The sequence below is a fragment of the Leisingera sp. ANG49 genome (assembly GCF_059694505.1).
In genome coordinates this window covers 56,978-78,294 of the sequence record NZ_JCATZN010000009.1, presented here as the reverse complement: position 1 = coordinate 78,294, position 21,317 = coordinate 56,978, and the positions used below count along the sequence as shown (strand labels likewise).

Here is a 21,317-nt window from a genome sequence, read left to right as displayed (position 1 = left end):
GGTTTCACTCCGCTGCAATCTTGTCTGCGGCTGGTTTGGGGGTCGGCTTGGCCCCGTGCTCGTATTCCTCCAGGAAATCGAGCACCTCCTGCCGGTAGGTGTAGTAATCCGGGTGCTCCAGCAGCGCCTTGCGGGTGCGCGGACGCGGCAGGTCCACCTCGGTGATCCTGCCAATGGTGGCCTGCGGGCCGTTGGTCATCATCACCACCCGGTCGGCCAGCAGGATCGCCTCATCGACGTCGTGGGTGACGCAGATCGCGGTCACCTTGGTGCGGCTCCAGACCTCCATCAGCACCTCCTGCAGCTCCCAGCGGGTCAGGCTGTCGAGCATGCCGAAGGGTTCATCCAGCAGCAGGAGTTTCGGGGAGAGCGCAAAGGCGCGGGCGATGCCGACCCGCTGCTGCATGCCGTTCGACATCGCGTTTGCGGGCTTGTCCATCGCATCCGCCAGGCCGACGCGCTCCAGGTAGTATTCCACCACGTCCTGCCGCTCCGCCTGCGACGCCTTGGGATAGACCTTGTCGACGCCGATGGCGCAGTTCTCCCGCGCGGTCAGCCAGGGGAACAGGTTGGGCGACTGGAACACCACCGCGCGCTCCGGGTCGGCGCCCTCCACATGGCGGCGGTCCAGCTTGATCGCCCCCTTGGAGATCGGGTTCAGCCCAGCCGCCATGGTCAGCACCGTGGATTTGCCGCAGCCCGAGTGGCCGATCAGCGAGATGAACTCGCCCTTGTTGATCTTGAGGTTGAAGTCCTCGACCACGGTCAGCGGCCCCTTGGGCGTCGGGTAGATCTTGTGCAGCTGCGAGAAATCCAGAAACCGCTCTTCGGTGATCGACTTCGCGGCCGCAGCCACAGCCGCCGGCAGCCCGTGGATCGGGGTCACGTCCGGCAGGGTCTTCGTGCCTTCGGCCCGCGCCTTGATGCCCACGTCCATCAGGCAGGAGGTGACCGCTGCCCGCAGGCGCTTGAAGCTCTCGTCCGTGTTCATCGCGGAGCGGTCGCGCGGTCGGGGAATGGCGACGGGGAACTCCTCCCCCAGGCTGCCGTCCGGGTTCAGGACGAGGATGCGGTCGGCCAGCAGAATGGCCTCATCCACGTCGTTGGTGATCAGAACGCAGGTCTTCTTGTCCGCCCCCCAGATCGCCTCGATCTCATCCGCCAGGTTGGCCCGGGTCAGCGCGTCCAGCGCCGACAGCGGCTCATCCAGCAGCAGCATCTCCGGATCCATCGCCAGCGCCCGCGCCACGTTGACCCGCTGGCGCATCCCCCCCGACAGCTCCGCCGGACGGCGGTGCGCAGCGTGGCTGAGTCCGACCATTTTCACATAATGGTCCACCTTGGCCTGTTTCTCCGCCCTGGACAGGCCGGGAAAGACGGTGTCCACCGCAAGGGCGACATTGCCGTTCACCGTCAGCCACGGCATCAGCGAATAGCTCTGGAAGATCACCCCGCGCTCGGGACCGGGGCCGGTGACCTCCCTGCCCCGGTACGTGACCGACCCCTCCGCCGGTTTCTCCAGCCCGGCCATCAGGTTGATCAGGGTTGTCTTGCCGGTGCCGGAAAAGCCCAAGAGCACCAGGAACTCGCCCTCCTGAACCTGCAGGCTGATGTTGTTCAGAACGTCGGTGCGGCTGGTGCCCTCGCCAAAGCTCTTGGAGACATTGCTGAATTCAAGAATGCTCATGACGGCTCACCGGTTGTTCGTGAAGGTAAACAGCGACTGCAGCGCGTACATCACCCGGTCCAGCAGGAAGCCGATGACGCCGATGGTCAGCACCGCAACGATGATCCGGGCCAGCGACTGGCTGGAGCCGTTCTGGAATTCGTCCCAGACGAACTTTCCAAGGCCCGGGTTCTGCGCCAGCATCTCAGCCGCGATCAGCACCATCCAGCCGACCCCCAGCGACAGCCGCAGCCCGGTAAAGATCAGCGGCAGCGCCGACGGCAGCACCAGCTTGGTGATCTTGGTCCAGGTGTTCATTTTCAGAACCTTGGAGACATTCACCAGGTCCTTGTCGATGGAGGCCACCCCCAGCGCGGTATTGATCAGCGCCGGCCACAGCGAACACAGCGTGACGGTGATGGCCGAGACCAGGAACGACTTGGAGAACAGCCCGTCGTTGGTGGCATAAAGCGCCGAGACCACCATGGTCACGATCGGCAGCCAGGCCAGCGGCGACACCGGCTTGAAGATCTGCACCAGCGGATTGATGGCCGCATTCGCGGCTGGCGACAGGCCCGCCAGGATGCCCAGCGGGATCGCCACGGCGGCGGCGATCAGGAAGCCGAAGAAGACGGTCAGGATCGAGGTCCGGATCTGCTGGTAATAGGACGGCGCGCCGGTATAGGGGATATCCTTCACCCGCTCCGGCTGGCCGCGGTCGATGAACCGCTGGTTGCGGGCCTCCACCTTCTCGTAATGGGCCCGCTCCTTGGCGGCCTTGGCCTGCGCATCCTGATGCAGGTTCACCGCTTCGGTCCACACCGCACCCGGGCCGGGGATGGCGCCGAGCGAAGTCTGCACCTTGGGCGCCAGCACGGCCCACAGCATCAGGAACGCGGCAATGGCGATGACGGGAACCGCCAGCAGCCGCCAGATTTCCTTGATCTGCGCCCTGGGATTGTCCCCGGCGGCGGCTTTCAGAACCGGGGTCACCCAGGCCAGGCCAAAGACCTGGAACCAGGCGTCCATCTTGTTGATGCGGGTGAACAGCCGGGCGCGGCGGGCCTCCTTTTGTTCAATGGCGGTGCTCAGCGTGTCGGGGTCGGCGATCGTCATGGTGTCGTCCTCTGGGTATTGCGGGGAGAGAGGGGCGCGGCTCCGGCCCTTGCCGGGACACTGCCCTCCCGTCCGGGATCAGCCCTGAATGGCGCTGCCGACGACGGTCTGGCCGGACTTCAGTCCGATCGGCAGGCTGTCGATATAGGCGTTGGGCGTTTTGCCATCGAAGGGGATGCCGTCGATGATATCTTCCGCCGGGGTCGGGGCTTTGTAGCCATCGCTGTCCCAGGGGAAGTCCTCGGGGCTGGCAAGCCCCTCATCCACAAGCATTTTTGCGGCTTCCAGATAGATCTCAGGCTTATAGACCGAGCGGGCGACCTCGTCATACCAGCTGTCCGGCTTGGCCTCGTCGATCTGCCCCCAGCGGCGCATCTGGGTCAGGTACCAGACCGCGTCCGAATAGAACGGGTAAGTGGCGTTGTAGCGGAAGAACACGTTGAAATCCGGCACGTCCCGCTTGTCGCCCTTCTCGTATTCGAAGGTGCCGGTCATCGAATTGGCGATCACCTCGTAATCGGCGCCGACGTACTCGGGGCGCGACAGGATCTCCACCGCTTCCGGGCGGTTGGCGTTTTCGTTTTCATCCAGCCACTGGGCGGCGCGGATCAGCGCCTTGACCACCGCCAGCGTGGTGTTCGGGTTTTCCTCGGCGAATTCCGCGGTGATGCCGAACACCTTTTCCGGGTTGTTCTTCCACAGCTCGTAATCGGTGATCACCGGCACGCCGATGCCCTTGAACACCGCCTGCTGGTTCCACGGTTCGCCCACGCAGTAGCCGGAGATTGTGCCGGCCTCCAGCGTGGCGGGCATCTGCGGCGGCGGCGTCACCGACAGGAACGCCTCGGCGGCGATCTGGCCGGTCACGTTCTCGGGCGAGTAGTAACCGGGATTGATGCCGCCTGCCGCCAGCCAGTAGCGCAACTCATAGTTGTGAGTGGAGACCGGGAACACCATCCCCATGTTGAAGGGCTTGCCCTTGGCGTTGAAGTCCTCGATTACCGGCTTCAGGTAGGAGGCGGAGATCGGATGCGCGATCTTGCCGTCCGCATCCGTGGGCAGGTTCGGCTTCATCATCTCCCAGACCTCGTTGGACAGGGTGATGCCGTTGCCGTTCAGATCCATGGAAAACGGCGTGACGATATGCGCCTCGGTGCCATAGCCGATGGTCGCAGCCAGCGGCTGGCCTGCCAGCATATGGGCGCCGTCCAGGGTGCCGCCGATGACGCCGTCCAGCAGAACCTTCCAGTTCGCCTGCGCTTCGAGGGTCACAAACAGCCCCTCGTCATCGAAAAAGCCCTGCTCATAGGCCACCGCCAGCGGCGCCATGTCCGTCAGCTTGATGAAGCCGAAGGTCAGCACGTCCTTTTCCAGCTCCAGAGTGCCGGCCAAGGCCGGTCCGGTCAGTGCAGTCGAGGCCGCAAGCGCCATGATGAGTGTCTTCATCGGGTTGGTTCCTTTTCCTAGCTGCGTCCGGCGGCGGGCGCCGGAACAGAAAAAAGCCGCTGACACGCACCGCCGGGAGGAGTGGCGGTGGGTCGAGCGGCTTTGCTCAGTGAAACCCGGTCTTCGGGAAAATTCTCAGTCAGGCTCCGTTGCCTGTCTGACCTCAGACTGCCCCAAGACCCGCTCTGCACCAAAGGTTTCTTTGCTCCCGCAGCAAGAAATTCTGCACTGCAGCGTAAAGGCGCGGCAAGCTGCCCGTTTTTTCATCAGTCTGCGGTCAGGGGATCAAAAACGCGGCCGTCGAAAAACCGGTTCCGCAGCAGGCTGACAGCTTCCGATTCTCCGACGGCCAGCAGCGGGGCGCCGATCGCGCCCTCCAGTTTCGAGGAGGCGCCCGGCAGTTCCGCACCGGTCCCGCGCAGGGCGGCACGGTACAGATCGCTGCGGAATACCGATCCGGCTGTTTCCAGCACCGTCTGCCGGTCCAGGCCGTTCCGACGGGCCAGCTGCAGGGCAATCCATTGCGCCTGGCTGCGCCAGGGAAAGCCCGCGGCGCCGTCATGGAAGCCGATAAATCCGGGGGCTTCGCGCTGCAGCCCCTGCGGCGTCACCGTGAATTTTCCCGACAGCGCGCGCTCAATAATTTCGGCCGGTAAGTCGAGATACCGCCGGGCGGACAGGATTTCCGCCGCCAGCCCGCGCGAGGCCGGATCGGCCAGCCAGCGGCCTGCGCGCCACAGCGCCCGGATCAGGCGGCCCGCCAGGCCGGGTTCCGCGTCCGCCCAGGCGCTGCGGACCGCCAGCACCTTTTCCGGTGCAAAGGACCAGATCGCCCGCCCCGGCAGCAGCAGCGCCCCGGCCCCCTGCTCCACCGCCATCGACCCCCAGGGCTCGCCGACGCAGAATGCATCGATCTCGCCGCTGCGGATGGCCTCTGCCATCAGCGGCGGCGGCACCGTGCGGATGCAGATGTCCCGGGGCGTGTCCGCCCCCAGCCCTTTCAGCCAGTAGGTCAGCAGTTCGGCATGCATGGAGAACGGAAACGGGACGCCGATCCGCAGCTCCGTCTCGGCGGCGGCAAGCAGCGCCTTGCCCGCGGACACGGCGTCATCAAAGGCGAAGCTGTGCCCGGCGCCGGCCAGCCTGCGGGCCAGGCCGCTGCTGACCCCGATCACGGTGCCGTTGACGGACAGCACCGACAGCACCGACAGAGGCGCGCTGGCGCCGCCAAGGCCAAGCGCCGCGGCAACCGGCACCGGCGCCAGCATCTGGGCGGCATCCACCTGGCCAAAGGCCAGCATGTCCCGCAGCGACGACCAGGAGGGCGCGCGGTGCAGCTCCAGCGCCAGTTTCTCTTCGGCGGCAAATCCCATTTCCTGCGCCGCAATCAGCGGCGCCGCATCGGTCAGCGGGACATAGCCGGCGGGGATCCGGGTCACGCTCATGCCAGCAGCCCCGCCGCCGTGACCAGCGCCTGCGCCACCTCGGCAACGCGCTTGTTCTGATCCATCGCGGCCTTGCGCAGCAGCGCATAGGCCTCGTCCTCGCCAATGCCCCGGGCCTTCATCACCATCCCCTTGGCGCGGTCGATGACCTTGCGCTCCTCCAGGGCGCGCTTGGCCTCGGCAAGCTCCGTCCGCATCCGCTGGAACAGCCGGAACCGGGCGATGGCGGCATCCAGAACCGGTTTCAGCCGGGCGGGCTGCAGCCCGTCGACCACATAGGCCGACACCCCCGCCTCCACCGCGGCGGCGGACAGCCCGTCCGCGCTGCGGTCGACGAACATCGCCACCGGCCGGTCCTTGGGGCCGGAGGCCAGCGTCAGCTCCTCCAGCACATCGCGGGAGGGGTTGGCGATATCGATCAGCACCACATCCGGGTCGCGCATCTGTATCTGACGCGCCAGGCCCGAGGGTTCCGAGATCACCTGAATGTCGAATTCCCCGGCGTCCCGCAGCCCGTCCACAATCATGAACGCGCGTTCGCGGTCGGTTTCGACAACAACAATGGACAGGGCATCGGGCATGCGCCAGAGCATGTTTCAAGCCGCAAAAGGCTGTAAAGGCCCGCAGCGCCTGGCGCGCTGCCGGACCCCCTCGGCGCCGTTTTTTTGGGCAAACTGTCCAATCTTTTGGCTGGAAAAGGAGCGCCGGGCAGCAGCCCAGACAGCACGCCCGGGCAGCAAAACCCGCGAAAACCGCTGAAACCCGCTACGGGCTGAGGTCAGTCACAGACAGCCCCCTGCGAAAACGGCCAAAGCACGGACTTTCATCCAACATTGTTTATTTTCAACCGCTTGCAAGGCATAAGTTCCATGAGGGCACCAAAACCGCAAAGCGGCGGCCCCTGTGGCCCATGGAACGCCGGCCTGACGCCCCCGCCTGCCCTGGCTGCAGAGGTTTCGCAGCGAAACCCGCCCCCGTTCAGCCTGCGCCGTTCAGCACCGCCTGCCGGATGCGGGACCTCCCCTGCCCCGCCCCGCAGAGGACGGCCGGCGTGCAGCGGCCGCCACGCCTGCCGGACCCTCTCCTGCCAGGACCGCTCTCCGCCACTGGCCGGAGAGGAAGGGCAGAGCCCGCGCCGGTGACCCGGTGCAGGCCGGATGCGCCGGCCCGGAGACCGGCGGTATCCGCTCTCGGCCCCGGGCCGTCTGGCAGGTGACGAGTTTCTCAGCCAAGGTGTCCCCCCTGCCCCGGGCAGGAGGTTTCGCAGCGAAACCTGGATCGCAACCGGCAGGGCAGCGGCTCCTGCAATTCCCCGCCGCCGCCTGTTTGGCTCATCAGCACCGGCATGGACTCGGCTTCGCCCGGCTGCGGGCTGCCCGGAAGGCCGCGGTCTCCCTGCCGCACAATCCCTTCTGTCCGGCACGGGAGGTTTCGCTGCGAAACCGGGCCTGAACCAGCACCAAGGGCAGACCTGTGAACAGCGCTGAGGGGACAGCGCATCGTCTCTTCTCCCGGCCCTGTATTCTGGTCTGGACAGAGGTTTCGCTGCGAAACCTCCGGGACCGGGGCTGCCTTCCGGCTGCACCGGACGGGTCCGGATACGAAAAAACCCCGGCTGTGCCAGCCGGGGTTTCGCAGCGAAACCTGTTCCGAGGCCCCTGCCCCGTTCAGCCCTGCTCCAGCAGATGCCGCACGTTTTTCATCACCGCATCGACCAGGTCAGAGGTGACATTGGCGCCGTGAAAGCGGATCGCATAGCCGCCGGGGCCGAACTCCCGTTCGATCGAGATGCCGTTGGCCACCTGGGTCCGGCGGCTCTTCTCGACCTTCTGCGCGGTCTTGGGGCGGCCGCCGCGGGCGGGGTCCTGGGGGGCGCCTTCGGCCTGTTCGACGAACTGCAGCACCGCGTCCCATTCCTCAGCCGCAGAGCGCGCGCCCGCCTGCTCCAGCGCCGCGCGCATCACCTCCGCCGACCCCACCCGCAGCGCTGCCGCCAGCCGCAGGCACTGGCGCTCGTTGAGGCCGGTGGCATAGGCCAGCATGTCGCCCAGCTCCTCGTGGATCAGCGCAAAGGAGCGGATCTTGGAGCGCTTGGCCTTGGAGGCATGCTGGAACAGCACCGCCACTGCATCGTCGACATTCTGGAAGATGCCGTCATGCACCGCCGATGCCGCCGCCCGGCCCCGCTCGTACTGGCTGAGGCCGGAGCGGATCTCGTTCTCCTCGATCATCGAGACCAGCGCATTGGCGATGCTGCCGGGCTCGCGGATGAAGGCCGGGATGGTCTGGAACTGCTCGCCGCCGCTGATCGCATTGAGACGGCGGACCGCGGTCAGGCGGCGGTAGCCGGAGACCAGCGCGTATTTGCCCGCATCCTCCGGGTTCAGCGGCTCGAACACCTCGATCGGCAGCCGCAGCCCGTTGGCGGAGATCGAGGCCATCAGCTCCTGCATCTCCTCCTCGTCCAGCACGATGCGGTCGCGGTTGAGGGCGTCGGCGGTGATCTCGTCCAGCGGCAGCTCCACCGCCACCAGCCCCTTTTCCTCGGCTGCGCGCAGGCGGGCGGCGTCCGATTTGTCCCGCGCTGCGGCCTCGCGGTCGGCCTGGGGCAAGGGGTCTGCGTGGCGGGCGGCATCCGCCACCACATCGGCGATCGGGGGGCGCAGCCCGCCGGGGCCGCGGGCCAGGTCGCGGTCGATGCCGGCCTCGATTTCCTTCAGCGCCTCGGGCGAGGGGGTCTCAAGCTGTCTGCGGCGTGCCATCTGCTCTGTCCTCTTGCTGGGTCTGTTCTGCCTGCTCCATCTGCTGATCGCGCCACCAGCTGCCGATCAGAAGCTCCTTGAATTCCGCATAGGTGCGGTCGAACACCTCGCGGCCGCGCACATAGGTCTCGCGGTTGAAGTTGCGGTAGTCGGCCTCGTAGATGCCGGACACACTTTCGCCGGCCTGGCCGACCATTGCGGTGTAGTCCTGGCGGTAGGCGTTCATCATGTCGCCGAAATAGGCCTGGATCACATTGGCCAGGTCGCTTTGCTGGCTGGCGTCGAAGCGGGTGATCAGGGCGCGGACCACGTCCCATTCGAACTTCATCTCCGGCAGCCCGGCGCGGCGGCGGGCAGCGTTTTCGCCGTCCTCGATCGAGGCGAAGGTGGAATAGAGCATGTCGAAGAACCGGCCCGTCGAGTCGAACTCCAGGAACGACGCGCCGAGCGGCACCATCAGGATGTCCGCGGCGGCCAGCGCGTTGATCGTCAGGTAGCCAAGGGCAGGGGGGGTATCCAGCAGCACGATGTCGTAGTCATCGAGCGCGCCGCCTTGGTCCAACGCGTTGGTCAGCGCGTCCCACAGCGCCCAGTTCCTGAGGCCCATGCGCCAGACCGGGATCTGGAACTCCGCCCAGTAGAGGTTCAGCTGGGCGCCGATGAGGTCGATGTTGGGCCAGTGGGTGTTCTGGACCACGTTTCGCAGCGAAACCTCCTTGGCCTCGGTCAGGGTCTCATCCAGCGGAATAGAGTCTAATCCGGAGGCGGCGCGGACCTTGTTCTCGTCCTCCACCGCCTCAGCGTAGTCGCGGGCGAGCAGGGGGAAGACGGTCTGCCATTCATCCGCCACCTGGCCGCCGAGGATCGAGGTCATGGAGCCCTGGGAGTCGAGGTCGACCACCAGAACCTTGTAGCCGTCGAGCGCGGCGGACATCGCCAGATGCGCCGCGGTGGAGGTCTTGCCGACGCCGCCCTTGAAGTTGGCGACAGCGACGACCTTGGCGGGCAGGCCCTCGGGACGGTAGGGGCGGTATTCCTTGGTGGAGATGCCTTCGGAGGCGAAATGGTCGCGCAGCTTCAGCACCTCCTCCAGCGTGAACCATTTGGAGCCGCTGGCGCCCTCACCCTGGGGCAGGTCGGGGTTCTTGTTCAGGACCCGGCGCAGGTGGGCCGGTGCGACCGGGATCAGGTAGCGGGTGATTTCCCAGGTGGAAAACTTGCGCAGCCGCTTGCGGCCGTCGGGGGCGTAGCCGCGCTTGGCCAGATCATCGCGGCCGCGGCCTGCAAACGCCGCTGCCTTGGCGAATCTGGCGGTGTCGACGAGATCGCCGAGCTTGGCCGCCGCTGCCTCAGGATCCAGGTTGAAATAGGGGGGCAGGGGGGTATCAGGTTTCTTTGCCATGTGCCTTATGCCTCGGGTAGATCGCCTGTTTGGCGTGTTATCCCGGTTTTTGTCGCACATCCTGGGCAGAAGGTGAATCATTATCTGGCAGCGCATCTGTTTTCCGCTGCCGTCCGTATCCCGCGGAATATATGAGTCTTTTCCCCGAAAATTACTATCGCATAAACAGGTTGAAATGTTGTGAATCTTTGATTCAGTTTAGAGTCTTTGGATCAGGTAATCCCTTACTTATCATGCCCTTACGGCGCATTGAGTACCTGCATCCGGTATCAAGGGTACCCGTTTCCGGGATCATAGGCACCCGTCTGCGGGAACAAGGGTCCCGATTCGCAGGAGGACGGGCACCCGCGACTCAGGAAGGCCAAAACGGGCATTTCCGGGGGCCAGAATAGCCGGGAAAGAGGGGTTTTGGGGGCTGATTTTCCCGGATCTGAGCGCGCAGCCTCCAAAGGTACCCGTTTCCGGGATGGCGGTCTCCCGTAAATGGGTGCCCAAAGCAGGATTGAGCGCGGGTGCCTTTTCCGCCATAGTGTCCGGGAGCAGACCCCGCAGAGTCGCAAAGGCCAAAAAACGGGGCAGAAGGGCAGGGCGATGGACACCGAAAGTTTCCCGCACAACAAGCTGACAGGCCCCCTGCGCCGGGGGTCGGTGAAGAAGAACGTGGCCGCCATCCATGTCTCGGGCAAGCTGACGCTCTTGCAGCGGAAGCTGTCGAATGTGCTTCTGCTCAATGCTTATGACGCGCTGGTCACCAAGCCCAAGCACCAGATCGACGCGCAGACGCTGTGCCTGATGGTGGGCTACAACTCCAACGACATGGAGACTCTGAAGCAGTCGCTGCGCTCGCTGGCGGAGACGGTGGCGGAATGGGACATGCTGGATGAGCAGGGGCGGCAGGAGTGGGGGGTCAGTTCGCTGCTCTCTTATGCCAAGCTGTCGGGCGGGGTATGCGAATATGCCTATTCGCCTGCGCTGGCGGAGAAGCTGCATGACCCCAAAGTCTTTGCCCTGATCAACCTGAACATCCAGCGGCGGTTCACCTCCGGCCACGCGCTGGCGCTCTATGAGAACTGCTACCGCTTTGTGCGGACTGGCTCCACCGGCTGGTGGGACATTGCGCTGTTCCGCCGCCTGATGGGAGTGGATGGCAGCGCCTACTACGAGAGCTTCAAGCATCTGAATGCCAAGATCATCAAGCCGGCGGTGGCTGAGGTGAACAAGACCTCCAACATCCTGCTGACGCCGGAGTTCAAGAAGATGGGGCGGCAGGTGGCGGAGGTGCGGTTCCGGATCAAGGAGAACCCGCAGCTGGCGATGCTGGACATCGACGACGGGGCAGGGGTGCGGCAGGGGGCTGTTTACACCCAGCTGATGGAGCTGGGGGTGAGCGACCGGCTGGCGCGGCAGTGGATTGCCGAGCATGGCGAGGACTATGTGGCGGAGAAGGTCGGCTATCTGAAGGGGCAGAAAGGCGTGGACAGCCCGGTGCGCTATCTGAGCGCGGCCCTGCGCGACGATTACAAATCCGCGCCTGCCGAGGCTGCCCGGGAGGTTTCGCCGGAGGTGCTGGCGGCGGCGGAGGCGCGCAAGGCGGCAGAGGCCGAGGCGGCGCGGGCAGCGGCGGCAGAGGATGCGGCCAAGGCGCGGGAGCGCTCCCTGCGCGCGCAGAAGCTGGAGCGGATCCGGGAGCTGGCGGCGGGGCGCTCACCCACGCAAAGGGATGCCGACAAGCGGCTGTTCCTGAGCCGCCTGGAAGATGAGATCGACCGCGAGGAATTCCGCAACCGCGGCTGGGCGGCGGCCCTGCTGGCGGCGGAAATGGCCGCGTTCTGGGAGGAGCTGGTTCCCGGCGCCTTCGAGGATTTGCCTGTTTAGAGCCTGTTTTCCGGGTTTGCCCGGGTGCGGCCTGTTGTAGGGAAAGGGAGGCGAGCGTGGTCCTGAAAGTGAAACCCAAGCGCTACGGCCCTGTGTATGTGATCTTTGATGGCGGCGCTGAGCTGCGCTATGCCAGCGGCGAGGATGCGGACAGCGGCCCCTGTCCGCCAGCCGGCTCGCCGGTGGAGACGATGCTGGCCGCGCTTGGCGCCTGCATCGTGCGCTCGGTGGAATGGACGGCCAGCCGGCACAAGCTGCAACCGCTGCCGCCGTTTCAGGTGCGGGTGGCGGGCGTCGGTGCGCCGGAACTGCCGGGGCGGCTGGAAACGGCTGAGGTTACCGTGACCGGCAGGCTTGCCGAAGACGCGGCGCTGGCCCGGCAGATCGTGACGCAGGCCAAGTCCTCCTGCACCGTCAGCAACTCGATGAACACCGCGGTGACAGTGAGGCTGGAAGAGGGCTGATCCCGCGGCCCTACCGGGTGAAGCTGACGGGCAGGCTGAGGCGGATCTGGCTGGCCTGCAGCTTCTTCGGGGCGGGCGGGAAGTTTCCGGCGCGGGCGACGGCGGCAAGGGCGGCCTGATCAAAGGCGGCGATGCCGGAGGATTTTGCAATCCGGTGGTCCAGCAGGCGGCCGTCCCGCGCGACGGTGAGGCGCAGGATCACCTGGGCCTGGCCGCGGGCGCCGGAAGGGTAGCGCTTTCGCCGCTCAATGCGGGCGCGGATCTTGTTGCCCCAGACGTTGCGCAGTTTGGCTTCGCGGCCCGGATCGGCGGTGGCGGTCCGGGTGCCGCCGGATTGGCCGGCCTCGGCCCCGCCGCCTGCGCCCGCGGCGCGCTGGCCAGCCTGTCCGGCCGCGTTGCGGTTGGAATTGGCCTTGGGCGGCGGCGTCTGCTGGGACTGCGCTTCGGGGGCAGGGCGGGGCGGAACGGCTTTGTTAGACTCTGGTTTTTGCGTCATTAGCGGCGGCGGCGGTGCGGTGTCCGCTTGTACCTGCTGGGCCTCGGCGGGCTGGGTGAGCGACGCCAGCAGTGCGGCGCGCGGGGCCCGGGCCAGCTCGATCTGCGGCAGGGCAGGGGGCTGGGCCTGCGGCAGCGGTTCCGCACTGGGAGGAGCGGGCTGCGGCGTTTCGGGTGGTCTCTGCCAGGCCTCGGCCACGCGGGCGACCTCGGCGCTGGCGGGCTGGAGCGAGACCAGCGCCTCGCCGCCCGCGCCGCTGGACTGGGCGCCGGTTTCCGGCGCGCTGGCAAAGAGCGCGATGTGGATGAGGCCCGCCAGGCCTGCAAAGACGGTGAATTCGGCGGCACGTTTCATCGGCGTTGCACCACCAGTTCGGCGCTGGCGAGGCCCGCCTCAGCCAGCTGGCGCAGGATGCGGGCCAGCGTCTTGGCCTCCAGCCTTGCGTCGGCGCGCAGCTGGATATTGGGGTGGCCCGCGCTGGCTGCTGCCAGCCGGGTGAGCGCGGCTTCGCCCTCCGCCCCGTCGTAGTGCATACGGCCATCCGCGCCGATGTAGAGCACCGGCTGGGCCTCCGGTGCGGCCTCGGAGGAGGCCTCAGGCGGGGTGACGTCGAACGGGTCGGGCTGGGCCAGGCGCGAGGTCATCAGGAAGAAGATCAGCAGCAGAAACACCACGTTGATCATCGGCACGATGGATTCGGCGCGGGGGCGGCGGGGGAGGTCGCTCAGGTCCATCGGCGCGTCCTCACTCAACCAGCACGACGTTGCTGAGGCCCGCCTGCAGCAGCAGCGCGGTGATGTCGGTGATGCGCTGCAGGTCGGCGCCGTCGCGCCCCCTGAGAATCAGCATGTCGGCCGGCGTTTTCATCAGCGGCGCCAGCGCTTGCGCAAGGTTCGCATCGGCCACCGGCACGCCGTTCACATCCAGGTTGCCGGGGCCGACGCCGATCAGCCGGGGCGGGCCGTCATAGCTGCCGCCCTGGCCCGCCAGCGGCAGCTGCAGCACCGTGTCCATGCCGAAACGCGAGGCGAGCATGAAGAACACCAGCAGCAGGAACACCACGTCGATCATCGGCGTCAGGCTGGGCTTGCGCCGGGGGCGCGGGGCGGGGGCGAGCTGCATGGGGCTACTCCGCGGCCAGCGCCAGCTGATCGGGCTGGGAGGCGACGAAGATGCGGGTGGCGCTGTCCTCCAGGTCGCGGCGGATGCGGGAGATCACCGCCTCAAACCAGGTCAGCGCGGCGGAGGCGGGGATCGCCACAGCCATGCCGGCGGCGGTGGTCAGGAGCGCCTCCCAGATGCCGCCGGCGAGGAGGGCGGGGTCGGCCTTGGAGCCTGCGGCCTGCAGCGCCTGGAAGGCGGCGATCATGCCGAGGACGGTGCCGAGGAGGCCCAGCAGGGGGGCGATGGTCGCTATCAGCTCCAGCGCGCCGAGGCCGGTGGCGGCGCTGGCCAGGTGCAGCTTGGCGACCCGGGCGGTTTCTTCGCGGGCGCGGTCCTCCGGCAGGGCGGCGGTGGCGGTGAGGGCGGCGGTCACGACTTTGGAGCGCACGCCGATGCGGTTCTGCACGATGGCAAGCGCGGCGGCGCGGTCGCCGCGTTCAAAGGCGGCGACGGCATCGGCGGCTTTGCCGCGGGACCAGGCGCCGATCAGCGCCAGCCGCCAGATCTTCCACAGGATCAGCGCCAGGGTGATGACCGAGAGCGCGGCAATGGCCCAGATCGAGGGCCCGCCGTCGCGCAGGAATTTCAGGGCCTTGGCGGAGGCGTCATTGGCTATCTGCGCCAGTTCGGGCTGGGCGGCGGGCGGTTCAGCCTCGGGCTGCAGAGCAGGGGAGGTGTCCGCTGCCGGGGTTTCCGAGTCCGCTGGAAGGGCGGCGGCCGGGGTGACTGGGGCTGACGGCGCTGGCGCTGTATCAATGGCGGCGGGCATGTCTGCGGTGATGGCAGGGACAGGGGCGGCCGGTGTGTCCTGAGCCTCGGCAAAGGGGGCCATGAGCAGAAGGGCAGCCGCGGCTGCGGGCAAACGAAGGGTCATGGACCGGTCTCCAGCCAGAGGTGCCGCAAGGGGCGGCGTCAGTTTATCGGGAATGGCTGGGCGGCCCCTGAGGGAGCGGGGAGTGCCTTGCTGGGGACGTTCGCGTTGAAACGCGGGGTCACGGGTAGGAAAACCAACTCGTTTTGTCAAGATTATGGGTCAGGCGGCTTCTGATTGCCAGGTCATGGCCTCAAAGTCCTCGCGGAAGGCGAAGCGGGCGAGGTGGCGGTCGATGATGTCGCGCGCCTCGGCCAGATCAGCCGCATCCGGCGCGGTGACTTCGGCGGTCAGGACGCCATCGGCGGCGTGCAGAGTTGCAGGCCCCATTCCCAGCGCCACGGTGCCGCGGGTGTCGTCGTGTTCCACGGCAACCTTGTGGGCGAAATGCTTGCACAGTTGCTGCAGGTATTTGGAGGCGTTCGGGGTTTCGAACCGGCCCTGGTCGGTGAGCATGGTATAATCCTTAGTGTTTTACTCGGATTGCAGCACAATAACGTGCCGCGGGCCTGCCGCAAGCGGAAATCCGCGGCGTTTATTGCTATCGCGGGGTGATTTTCGCTGCTGACAAGCGGGGCCGGGTTGCGTAGAAGAGCCGGGCTGCGGTGCAGGCAGGATCCGCGCCCTTGCCCAAGTTAGTCTCTGTTTTTGGGGCTTTGGGCCGGGCGGATACGGCGACCCACATCTCAAGCGGTTCCCTGAAAATCCTTGAGAGGCTCCCCATGTTCCGGGCTTTTGAAAATCTTGTCGATCCATTCGCATCTGCCGATGGGGCGCCGCCGCGGGCGACCTTAAGGGCCTATCTGGCGCAGCAACTGGCGCCCTACCGCAAATGGCTGCCCTTGATGTTTGCCACCGGCGTTCTGACCGCGCTGATGGAGAGCGGGCTGATCTTCTATTCCGGCCGGGTGGTGGATCTGATGGCGGAAACCGGCGCCGGGGCGTTCTGGGCGCAGCATGGCCGGGAAATGCTGCTGGCGCTGTTCTGCGTGCTGATCCTGCGGCCGTCGCTGGTGGGGCTCAATCACCTGCTGCTGGAGCAGACACTGTCGTCGAACCTGCAGGAGCAGGTGCGCTGGCAGGCGCACAGGCACCTGCTGGGGCAGTCGGCGGGGTTCTTTCAGAATGATTTTGCGGGGCGGCTGAGCAACCGGGTGATGCAGATGGGGCCTGCGGTGCAGGACAGCGTGCATATGCTATTCGAGGCGGTGCTGTTTGCCGTCACCTACATGATCGGCGCGGTGGTGGTGCTGTCGCAGATCGACTGGCGGCTGGCGGTGCCGCTGGTGGCCTGGGTGGGGCTTTATGCGGTTTACGTCCGCCACACCGCGCTGAACGTGGCGGCGACGGCGGAGAAATGGTCCGATGCGCGCTCTGCCGCGACCGGGCGGATTGTCGATGCCTATGGCAATATCGAGACGGTGAAGCTGTTTGCCCGCGACGGGCAGGAGCAGGCCTATGCCCTATCGGCGCTGCGGCGGCTGCGGACGCGGTACCAGCGGTTTCTGCGGATGATGACGCGGCTGGCGTTCGGCAGCATCGCGATCAACGGGGTGCTGATACTGATCGTGGTGGCGCCTGCGATCTGGCTGTGGATGCATGGGGCTGTGAGCGTCGGCGAGGTGGCGGCGGCCTCTGCCCTGACGATCCGCCTCAATGGGATGAGCGGCTGGATCCTGTGGGTGACGATCCGGCTGTTTGAGAACATGGGGGTGATCCGCGAGGGGCTGCGGTCGCTGTCGGCGGAGCATGAGGTGACGGATGCGCCCGGAGCGAAACCGCTGGAGGTGGCCAATGCCGAGGTGCGGATCGAGGGGCTGCGGCACCATTACGGCAATACGGCAGGTGGAGTGAACGGCATTGATCTGCATATCCCGGCGGGCCAGCGGGTGGGTATAGCCGGGCCGTCGGGGGCGGGGAAATCGACCCTGATCAACCTGTTGCTGCGGTTCCGCGACCCGGAGGGCGGGCGCATCCTGATCGACGGGCAGGACATTCGCGGCGTGACGCAGGAGAGCCTGCGCAGCCGGATCGGGGTGGTGACGCAGAACACCTCGCTGATCCACCGCTCGGTGCGGGCCAATATTATGTATGGCAACCCCGGCGCGACCGAGGCGGAGATGATCGCCGCCGCCAAGCGGGCGGAGGCGCATGACTTCATCATGGGGCTGCGCGACCACGCGGGGCGCACTGGTTATGACGCCCATGTGGGCGAGCGCGGTGTGGCGCTGTCGGGTGGCCAGCGGCAGCGGATCGCGATTGCGCGGGTGGTTCTGAAGAACGCGCCGATCCTGATCCTGGACGAGGCGACCTCGGCGCTGGACAGCGCGGTGGAGGCGGCGATCCAGAAGACGCTCTTGGATGTGATGCAGGGCAAGACGGTGATTGCGATTGCCCACCGGCTGTCGACGATTGCGCAGATGGACCGGATCGTGGTGCTGCAGGAGGGGGAGGTTGCCGAGGATGGCAGCCACGCGGCGCTGCTGGCGCAGCAGGGGGTCTATGCCGGGCTGTGGCAGCGCCAGGCGGGCGCGGCGGAGCGGGTGGCGGAGGCGGTGTGAGGGCTAGACGCCCGACATCAGCACATCCACCGCGCGGGTGATCAGGCCGCCCTGGTCCGCAACATTGCCGGTGCGGCGCAGGCTGGTGCGGCGCACCGCCGCGATCAGCCGTGTTGCCAGCACCAGGCGCTGGGTGTTGTGCAGGATCTCCGGGTTCAGATGAGTCACGGCCGGGTAGTTTGGCAGCAGCGGGATGACAACCACCGAAGGGCCGGGCGGCAGCAGCTCGCTTTCCGCCACAACCATGGAGATGCCGTTGTATTCCGCGACGTCGAAGCGGGTCAGTCTTTCCACGAAGGCGCCCCCGGCGCGGTCATGATATCCGCCAGCGGGTGGCCGTTTGCCTCGTGCCAGCTGAATTGCGCGGCAAAGGCTTCGGCGTTCTCAGTCAGCCATTGCTTGCGCCTTGCGTCGGCGACGGCCTGAAGCAACGCCGCCTCTGCCACTGCAGAAACGTTGATCCCGAGGCGTTTGGCCTGGGCCAGCGCGTCGGCGTCCAGGGTCAGCGAGGTCTTGCGTTTGAAGGTGGTGGTCATGGGCGTATGCTCCGGAATGATACCGGCAATATATACCGTTCCCGGATATTGCGCAAATTCTGCCTGGCAGCGGCTGGCAAAGGAAAACCCGGCGCGCTGGAAGGCGCTCCGGGTGTCTTTCCGGGACAGGGGAGGCTGTTCAGACCGCTTCTGCGGTCTCGGGCGTCTCCTTCCGGGTTCGGGCGCGGATCCGGGCCATATCGCTTTTCAGGGTCTGGAAAACCGCGTCGCCGAACCACTCCAGCGAGGCTTCGCAGGCGGGGTCCTGCGCCATTGCGGCCAGCAGCCGGGAGTAGTCATAGGCGCCTTCGAACAGCGGCACCATGCCGTCGCGGCTGCCTGCGGCGCTGTAGACGTTGCCGGGGGCGAAGACCCCGAGCCGGTCGCGGGCGGAGACGTTTTTCAGGTGGTAATGGGCGATGCGGGGCAAGAGGATGCGGCGGGCATCCACCGGGTCGTCGCCGCCTTCCCAGACGTGCAGCGCGTCGAAGTTGATGGCGAGCGCGTCGTGGTCCGTGGCGTCGATCAGGCCGCAGGTGGCGGCCAGCGTGTCGGCCAGGGTGCCGGGGTGGGTTTCGACCAGCAGGCGCAGCCCGTGGTCGGCGGCGATGACGCAGGCCTCGCGCAGGGCGCGGATGGTCTGGCGGCGCTCGTCAGCTGTAGCATCGGCGCTGGCCTGCTGGCCTGCAAAGGTGCGCATCTTGGCGGCGCCCCAGGTGCGGGCCTGGGCACAGAGCGCCAGGGTGCGGTCGCGCAAGAGGTCCGGGTCATGCAGCGGCAGGTAGTCACTGATCATCGGCACCGACAGGCCCTGTGCGGCCATCCATTGGGCGTTGTGAATGGCCAACGGGGATTGGTTGCGGGCGTGGACGCCCCACAGCTCAATCCCCTGAAAGCCGTTGTCGCGGGCCCAGAAGGCGATGTCCTTGAGCCCGATCAGCTGGTGGCGGAAGGAAATGGTGCAAAGCGAGATTTTCATGCCGGAACCTCCTGCGGCTGGGTGTCGTCCAGTTGAGGGCTGGCCGGAATGCTCGGCTGGGCTGGCAGGTTGATGGCGCGCCAAGTGTCAAACTGGGTCTTGAGCGCCGCTTTGATGGTGAATTCGAGCTGGTCCAGGGCATCCAGCGCCGCGAACAGGTCGGGGATCATGCTGCGGTCGGTGGTGTGCGCGATGCGGGCGGCCAGGAAATGCAGGCTGCGGAAGCCTTCGCAGAGTGCCTCCACCCGGTCGCATTCGGCGTCGAAGGGCTCAAACGCCGTGTCCAGCTCCTGCCAGAAGAAGGCAAAGGCGTGCTCATAGGCGTATTTGCGCAAGGAGAGCACCGGCATTTCCCGCACCGCGCGGCCCAGGTCCGCCAGCGCCAGCGGGCGGGCGGGGTCGCAGTGGTAGCTGAAGATTCGCCGCAGGGCGGAGGTCAGCAGGTTGTCGTCTGCGCGGAAGGTTTCGGTGAAGTAGTCGGCCAGATCCTGTGCCTGCGGTGCCTGCGCATCGCCACTGTTCAGGATATAGCCGCCCGCCACGGTGGGCTGCGCCATCGCGTTCAGGATGGTCTCGCGCGGCAGGTCGCCGCGCCAGCGGTAATCCGGGTCGTAAAGGTGCCAGAGATCCGGATCCTCGGTCAGTTCAATGATGACGTAATGCGGGAAGGGGTTCTGGTTGTACTTGTTCTCGCGCTCCGGCAGGTGGAACATGTCGAGGAAGACCACCATCTGCTCGTCATCGGATTTGGTCGACAAGAGCTGTTCGAAGCGGATCAGGTTCTGCTCCTTGCTCTGGCCGTGATCGTACCATTCGCGTACCGGGATGTTGTAGAGCCGTTCGACCCAGTCGGCGAAGTGGTCCTGGGTGATCTCCTCGCTGTGGTAGGCGAGCTGCATGGCGGGGGTCACCGCAAAGCTGCTGTCCCAGGTGCCGAAGTAGAACGGGCGGAATTTCAGGTGTTCGTGGCGGCGGATCGCGGCGCAGAGGCAGCTGACGAAGCAATGCACGGTGATTTCGCTGGGGGCGGGTGCGGTGTCTGCCTGCGGCGCGGGGTCTTCACCCAGCAGCATGCGGATCAGGCCGTCGACGGTGGCGAAATCATTCTTGGACAGCTCGCGTTCCGGCATCTCGATGCCATGGTCTGTCTCCAGATGCAGCATCAGGTTGATGAGGATCACCGAGTCGATATGCAGGTCGTCGTTCAGCACCGCCTGGGGGCTAAAATTCTGCATATGCGGATTGGCTAGCGGGCCAGTGAGGGTCTGGCGGATGGCCTCGAGGATATGGTTGTAAGTCATGCGGGGACGGCCTCCTGTGCGTATTGGGCCGAGACTTCGCGGCGGCTGATCTTGCCGTTGGCCTGGCGGGGCAGGGCGGGCAGGTGCCGGATCAGGGTGGGCTGCTGGTAGTCGGCAAGGGCTGTGCGGCAGGCCTGGCGGATGGTGTCCTCTGCTGCGGTGCCGGCATACAATAGGCCCGCGCGGGCGCCGGAATGCGGGTCGGGCAGGCGGAAGGCGACGGCGTCGCTGACGCCGGGCAGAGCCATGACGGCTTTCTCGATGTCCTGCGGATAGACGTTGAGGCCTGCGACGTTGATCATGTCGTCGGCGCGGGCAGTGAAGACCAGCATGCCGCTGTCATTGAGGTGGCCGAGGTCGCCGGTGTCGATCGTCTGTCCTGCGATGGTGATGCGGACCGCGTCCGGGGTGCCGTCCCGGCCTGCCGTCAGGGCAACATGCGGCAGCGGCTGGCCGACGTCATAGGGGTTTTGCAGGTCTTGATTGATCGCGACGCAGCCGGCCTCCGAACAGCCGTACTGCTGGAACAGATAGGTGGTGCGGGCGCGGATCAGCTGGAACCAGGCCTCTGGCAGCACGGTGCCGGAGGTGTTGGCGGCGTAAAGCCTTTGGTCCGCGGGCAGGAGGCGGGCCAGCGTGTGCAGCATTGCGGGCGAGGTGTAGAGCAGCGGCTGATCGGTTTCGCGCAGGCGGCGCAGGATGTATTTCGGGTTCAGGCTGTCGAGCACCACCGGCACATGGCCGCGGTGCAGCGCCACGAAAACGCCGGCAATCAGGCCGTAGGAATGGGTGACGGGGCAGGCAATCACCGGCGTCATCGCGGCACTGGCGGTGAAGAAGGCGGCGTAGCTTTCGACCTCTGCCGCGATTTCCGCCCAGGTGCGGGTGATCACCTTGGCGGCACCGGTGGTGCCGGAGCTCATCTGCACCAGAACGCCGCCGCGCGGGGTGGTGCCGGTTTGCGGCAGGGCGGTCTGTTTCAGCCCGTCGCTGAGCATCACGTCGCAGCCCGCGGCCTGCGCCATATCGCGGGCGGTTTCCGGCGGGATGCCCGCGTGGACCGGGAAGGCGCCGGCGCCTTGCGCGCGCAGGTACAACAGGGCCGAGAGCGCGGCGCCGGCGTTCTGCATGTGCAGGCCGTAGCGGTGCGTTGCAGGGTCGCTCAGCACACGGTCCAGCCGCGCGGCGAGGTCCGAGGGGTCGATGGTTGTGTCGTTCAGAACTAACATTCCG

20 protein-coding genes are annotated in these 21,317 nt (G+C 66.5%); 3 read left to right on the top strand and 17 right to left on the bottom strand.

Going from position 1 to position 21,317, the window contains the following annotated elements:
• Positions 1-4: 4 nt before the first annotated feature.
• The 7 genes from AC58NV_RS21025 to AC58NV_RS20995 all read right to left on the bottom strand — a co-directional run bounded on the left by AC58NV_RS21025 (position 5) and on the right by AC58NV_RS20995 (position 9,837).
• A complete protein-coding gene (locus AC58NV_RS21025) occupies positions 5-1,687 on the bottom strand; it encodes an ABC transporter ATP-binding protein (RefSeq protein WP_497228885.1) in 1,683 nt (560 codons plus the stop codon).
• Positions 1,688-1,693: 6 nt separating this feature from the next.
• Positions 1,694-2,782, bottom strand: a complete 1,089-nt coding sequence (locus AC58NV_RS21020) for an ABC transporter permease (protein ID WP_497228884.1) — start codon at positions 2,780-2,782, stop codon at positions 1,694-1,696.
• A 78-nt stretch (positions 2,783-2,860) separates the two neighbouring features.
• A complete protein-coding gene (locus AC58NV_RS21015; protein ID WP_497228883.1) occupies positions 2,861-4,228 on the bottom strand; it encodes a CmpA/NrtA family ABC transporter substrate-binding protein in 1,368 nt (455 codons plus the stop codon).
• A 266-nt stretch (positions 4,229-4,494) separates the two neighbouring features.
• Entirely contained in the window at positions 4,495-5,673 is a 1,179-nt protein-coding gene (locus tag AC58NV_RS21010; protein ID WP_497228882.1) for a CmpA/NrtA family ABC transporter substrate-binding protein, read from the bottom strand.
• Positions 5,670-6,254, bottom strand: coding sequence for an ANTAR domain-containing response regulator (locus AC58NV_RS21005; RefSeq protein ID WP_497228881.1), 585 nt, complete (start codon positions 6,252-6,254; stop codon positions 5,670-5,672). Before AC58NV_RS21005 ends, AC58NV_RS21010 begins: the two co-directional genes overlap by 4 nt.
• Before the next feature lie 1,086 nt (positions 6,255-7,340).
• Positions 7,341-8,435, bottom strand: coding sequence for a ParB/RepB/Spo0J family partition protein (locus AC58NV_RS21000; RefSeq protein ID WP_497228880.1), 1,095 nt, complete (start codon positions 8,433-8,435; stop codon positions 7,341-7,343).
• Complete coding sequence (locus AC58NV_RS20995) at positions 8,413-9,837, bottom strand: AAA family ATPase (protein WP_497228879.1); 1,425 nt, start codon at positions 9,835-9,837, stop codon at positions 8,413-8,415. Before AC58NV_RS20995 ends, AC58NV_RS21000 begins: the two co-directional genes overlap by 23 nt.
• 591 nt (positions 9,838-10,428) lie before the next feature.
• Between AC58NV_RS20995 and AC58NV_RS20990 the strand changes: the two genes are divergently transcribed.
• Together AC58NV_RS20990 and AC58NV_RS20985 are read left to right on the top strand one after the other, a co-directional pair.
• Complete coding sequence (locus AC58NV_RS20990) at positions 10,429-11,712, top strand: replication initiation protein (protein WP_497228878.1); 1,284 nt, start codon at positions 10,429-10,431, stop codon at positions 11,710-11,712.
• A 56-nt stretch (positions 11,713-11,768) separates the two neighbouring features.
• A complete protein-coding gene (locus AC58NV_RS20985) occupies positions 11,769-12,176 on the top strand; it encodes an OsmC family protein (RefSeq protein ID WP_497228877.1) in 408 nt (135 codons plus the stop codon).
• Between the two features lie 10 nt (positions 12,177-12,186).
• On the opposite strand, the gene AC58NV_RS20980 is transcribed toward AC58NV_RS20985, so the two are convergent.
• The 5 genes from AC58NV_RS20980 to AC58NV_RS20960 form a co-directional block, all read right to left on the bottom strand.
• On the bottom strand, positions 12,187-13,026 hold the full coding sequence (locus tag AC58NV_RS20980) for a TonB family protein (protein ID WP_497228876.1): 840 nt from the start codon (positions 13,024-13,026) through the stop codon (positions 12,187-12,189).
• A complete protein-coding gene (locus AC58NV_RS20975) occupies positions 13,023-13,406 on the bottom strand; it encodes an ExbD/TolR family protein (protein WP_497228875.1) in 384 nt (127 codons plus the stop codon). The genes AC58NV_RS20980 and AC58NV_RS20975 overlap by 4 nt, the downstream gene beginning before the upstream one ends.
• Before the next feature lie 10 nt (positions 13,407-13,416).
• A complete protein-coding gene (locus AC58NV_RS20970) occupies positions 13,417-13,794 on the bottom strand; it encodes an ExbD/TolR family protein (protein ID WP_497228874.1) in 378 nt (125 codons plus the stop codon).
• Between the two features lie 4 nt (positions 13,795-13,798).
• Positions 13,799-14,710 (bottom strand): MotA/TolQ/ExbB proton channel family protein, encoded by a 912-nt coding sequence (locus AC58NV_RS20965; protein ID WP_497228873.1) that lies wholly within the window; start codon positions 14,708-14,710, stop codon positions 13,799-13,801.
• A gap of 159 nt (positions 14,711-14,869) precedes the next feature.
• On the bottom strand, positions 14,870-15,163 hold the full coding sequence (locus tag AC58NV_RS20960) for a DUF2218 domain-containing protein (protein WP_497228872.1): 294 nt from the start codon (positions 15,161-15,163) through the stop codon (positions 14,870-14,872).
• Positions 15,164-15,429: 266 nt separating this feature from the next.
• Here AC58NV_RS20960 and AC58NV_RS20955 point away from each other — a divergent pair, with 266 nt between their 5' ends.
• Positions 15,430-17,268 (top strand): ABC transporter ATP-binding protein, encoded by a 1,839-nt coding sequence (locus AC58NV_RS20955; RefSeq protein ID WP_497228871.1) that lies wholly within the window; start codon positions 15,430-15,432, stop codon positions 17,266-17,268.
• Between the two features lie 3 nt (positions 17,269-17,271).
• Here AC58NV_RS20955 and AC58NV_RS20950 read toward each other — a convergent pair whose 3' ends face one another.
• The 5 genes from AC58NV_RS20950 to AC58NV_RS20930 form a co-directional block, all read right to left on the bottom strand.
• Positions 17,272-17,562: a CcdB family protein gene (locus AC58NV_RS20950; protein ID WP_497228870.1), complete on the bottom strand. Its 291-nt coding sequence runs from the start codon at positions 17,560-17,562 to the stop codon at positions 17,272-17,274.
• Complete coding sequence (locus AC58NV_RS20945; RefSeq protein WP_497228869.1) at positions 17,550-17,804, bottom strand: type II toxin-antitoxin system CcdA family antitoxin; 255 nt, start codon at positions 17,802-17,804, stop codon at positions 17,550-17,552. Before AC58NV_RS20945 ends, AC58NV_RS20950 begins: the two co-directional genes overlap by 13 nt.
• A 139-nt stretch (positions 17,805-17,943) precedes the next feature.
• Positions 17,944-18,783, bottom strand: a complete 840-nt coding sequence (locus AC58NV_RS20940) for a sugar phosphate isomerase/epimerase family protein (RefSeq protein WP_497228868.1) — start codon at positions 18,781-18,783, stop codon at positions 17,944-17,946.
• Positions 18,780-20,084: a DUF6005 family protein gene (locus AC58NV_RS20935; RefSeq protein ID WP_497228867.1), complete on the bottom strand. Its 1,305-nt coding sequence runs from the start codon at positions 20,082-20,084 to the stop codon at positions 18,780-18,782. Before AC58NV_RS20935 ends, AC58NV_RS20940 begins: the two co-directional genes overlap by 4 nt.
• Positions 20,081-21,313, bottom strand: coding sequence for an AMP-binding protein (locus AC58NV_RS20930; protein ID WP_497228866.1), 1,233 nt, complete (start codon positions 21,311-21,313; stop codon positions 20,081-20,083). The genes AC58NV_RS20935 and AC58NV_RS20930 overlap by 4 nt, the downstream gene beginning before the upstream one ends.
• Between the last annotated feature and the right edge of the window lie 4 nt (positions 21,314-21,317).

What these genes read in the sequence shown, in the direction of transcription:
- AC58NV_RS20990 (WP_497228878.1), top strand. Translation starts at nt 10,429, where the DNA reads ATGGACACCGAAAGTTTCCCGCACAACAAGCTGACAGGCCCCCTGCGC.
- AC58NV_RS21010 (WP_497228882.1), bottom strand. Translation starts at nt 5,673, where the DNA reads ATGAGCGTGACCCGGATCCCCGCCGGCTATGTCCCGCTGACCGATGCG.
- AC58NV_RS21025 (WP_497228885.1), bottom strand. Translation starts at nt 1,687, where the DNA reads ATGAGCATTCTTGAATTCAGCAATGTCTCCAAGAGCTTTGGCGAGGGC.
- AC58NV_RS20995 (WP_497228879.1), bottom strand. Translation starts at nt 9,837, where the DNA reads ATGGCAAAGAAACCTGATACCCCCCTGCCCCCCTATTTCAACCTGGAT.
- AC58NV_RS21000 (WP_497228880.1), bottom strand. Translation starts at nt 8,435, where the DNA reads ATGGCACGCCGCAGACAGCTTGAGACCCCCTCGCCCGAGGCGCTGAAG.
- AC58NV_RS20970 (WP_497228874.1), bottom strand. Translation starts at nt 13,794, where the DNA reads ATGCAGCTCGCCCCCGCCCCGCGCCCCCGGCGCAAGCCCAGCCTGACG.
- AC58NV_RS20955 (WP_497228871.1), top strand. Translation starts at nt 15,430, where the DNA reads ATGTTCCGGGCTTTTGAAAATCTTGTCGATCCATTCGCATCTGCCGAT.
- AC58NV_RS20935 (WP_497228867.1), bottom strand. Translation starts at nt 20,084, where the DNA reads ATGACTTACAACCATATCCTCGAGGCCATCCGCCAGACCCTCACTGGC.
- AC58NV_RS20930 (WP_497228866.1), bottom strand. Translation starts at nt 21,313, where the DNA reads ATGTTAGTTCTGAACGACACAACCATCGACCCCTCGGACCTCGCCGCG.
- AC58NV_RS20960 (WP_497228872.1), bottom strand. Translation starts at nt 15,163, where the DNA reads ATGCTCACCGACCAGGGCCGGTTCGAAACCCCGAACGCCTCCAAATAC.
- AC58NV_RS21015 (WP_497228883.1), bottom strand. Translation starts at nt 4,228, where the DNA reads ATGAAGACACTCATCATGGCGCTTGCGGCCTCGACTGCACTGACCGGA.
- AC58NV_RS20965 (WP_497228873.1), bottom strand. Translation starts at nt 14,710, where the DNA reads ATGACCCTTCGTTTGCCCGCAGCCGCGGCTGCCCTTCTGCTCATGGCC.
- AC58NV_RS21005 (WP_497228881.1), bottom strand. Translation starts at nt 6,254, where the DNA reads ATGCCCGATGCCCTGTCCATTGTTGTTGTCGAAACCGACCGCGAACGC.
- AC58NV_RS20940 (WP_497228868.1), bottom strand. Translation starts at nt 18,783, where the DNA reads ATGAAAATCTCGCTTTGCACCATTTCCTTCCGCCACCAGCTGATCGGG.
- AC58NV_RS20980 (WP_497228876.1), bottom strand. Translation starts at nt 13,026, where the DNA reads ATGAAACGTGCCGCCGAATTCACCGTCTTTGCAGGCCTGGCGGGCCTC.
- AC58NV_RS20975 (WP_497228875.1), bottom strand. Translation starts at nt 13,406, where the DNA reads ATGGACCTGAGCGACCTCCCCCGCCGCCCCCGCGCCGAATCCATCGTG.
- AC58NV_RS20945 (WP_497228869.1), bottom strand. Translation starts at nt 17,804, where the DNA reads ATGACCACCACCTTCAAACGCAAGACCTCGCTGACCCTGGACGCCGAC.
- AC58NV_RS21020 (WP_497228884.1), bottom strand. Translation starts at nt 2,782, where the DNA reads ATGACGATCGCCGACCCCGACACGCTGAGCACCGCCATTGAACAAAAG.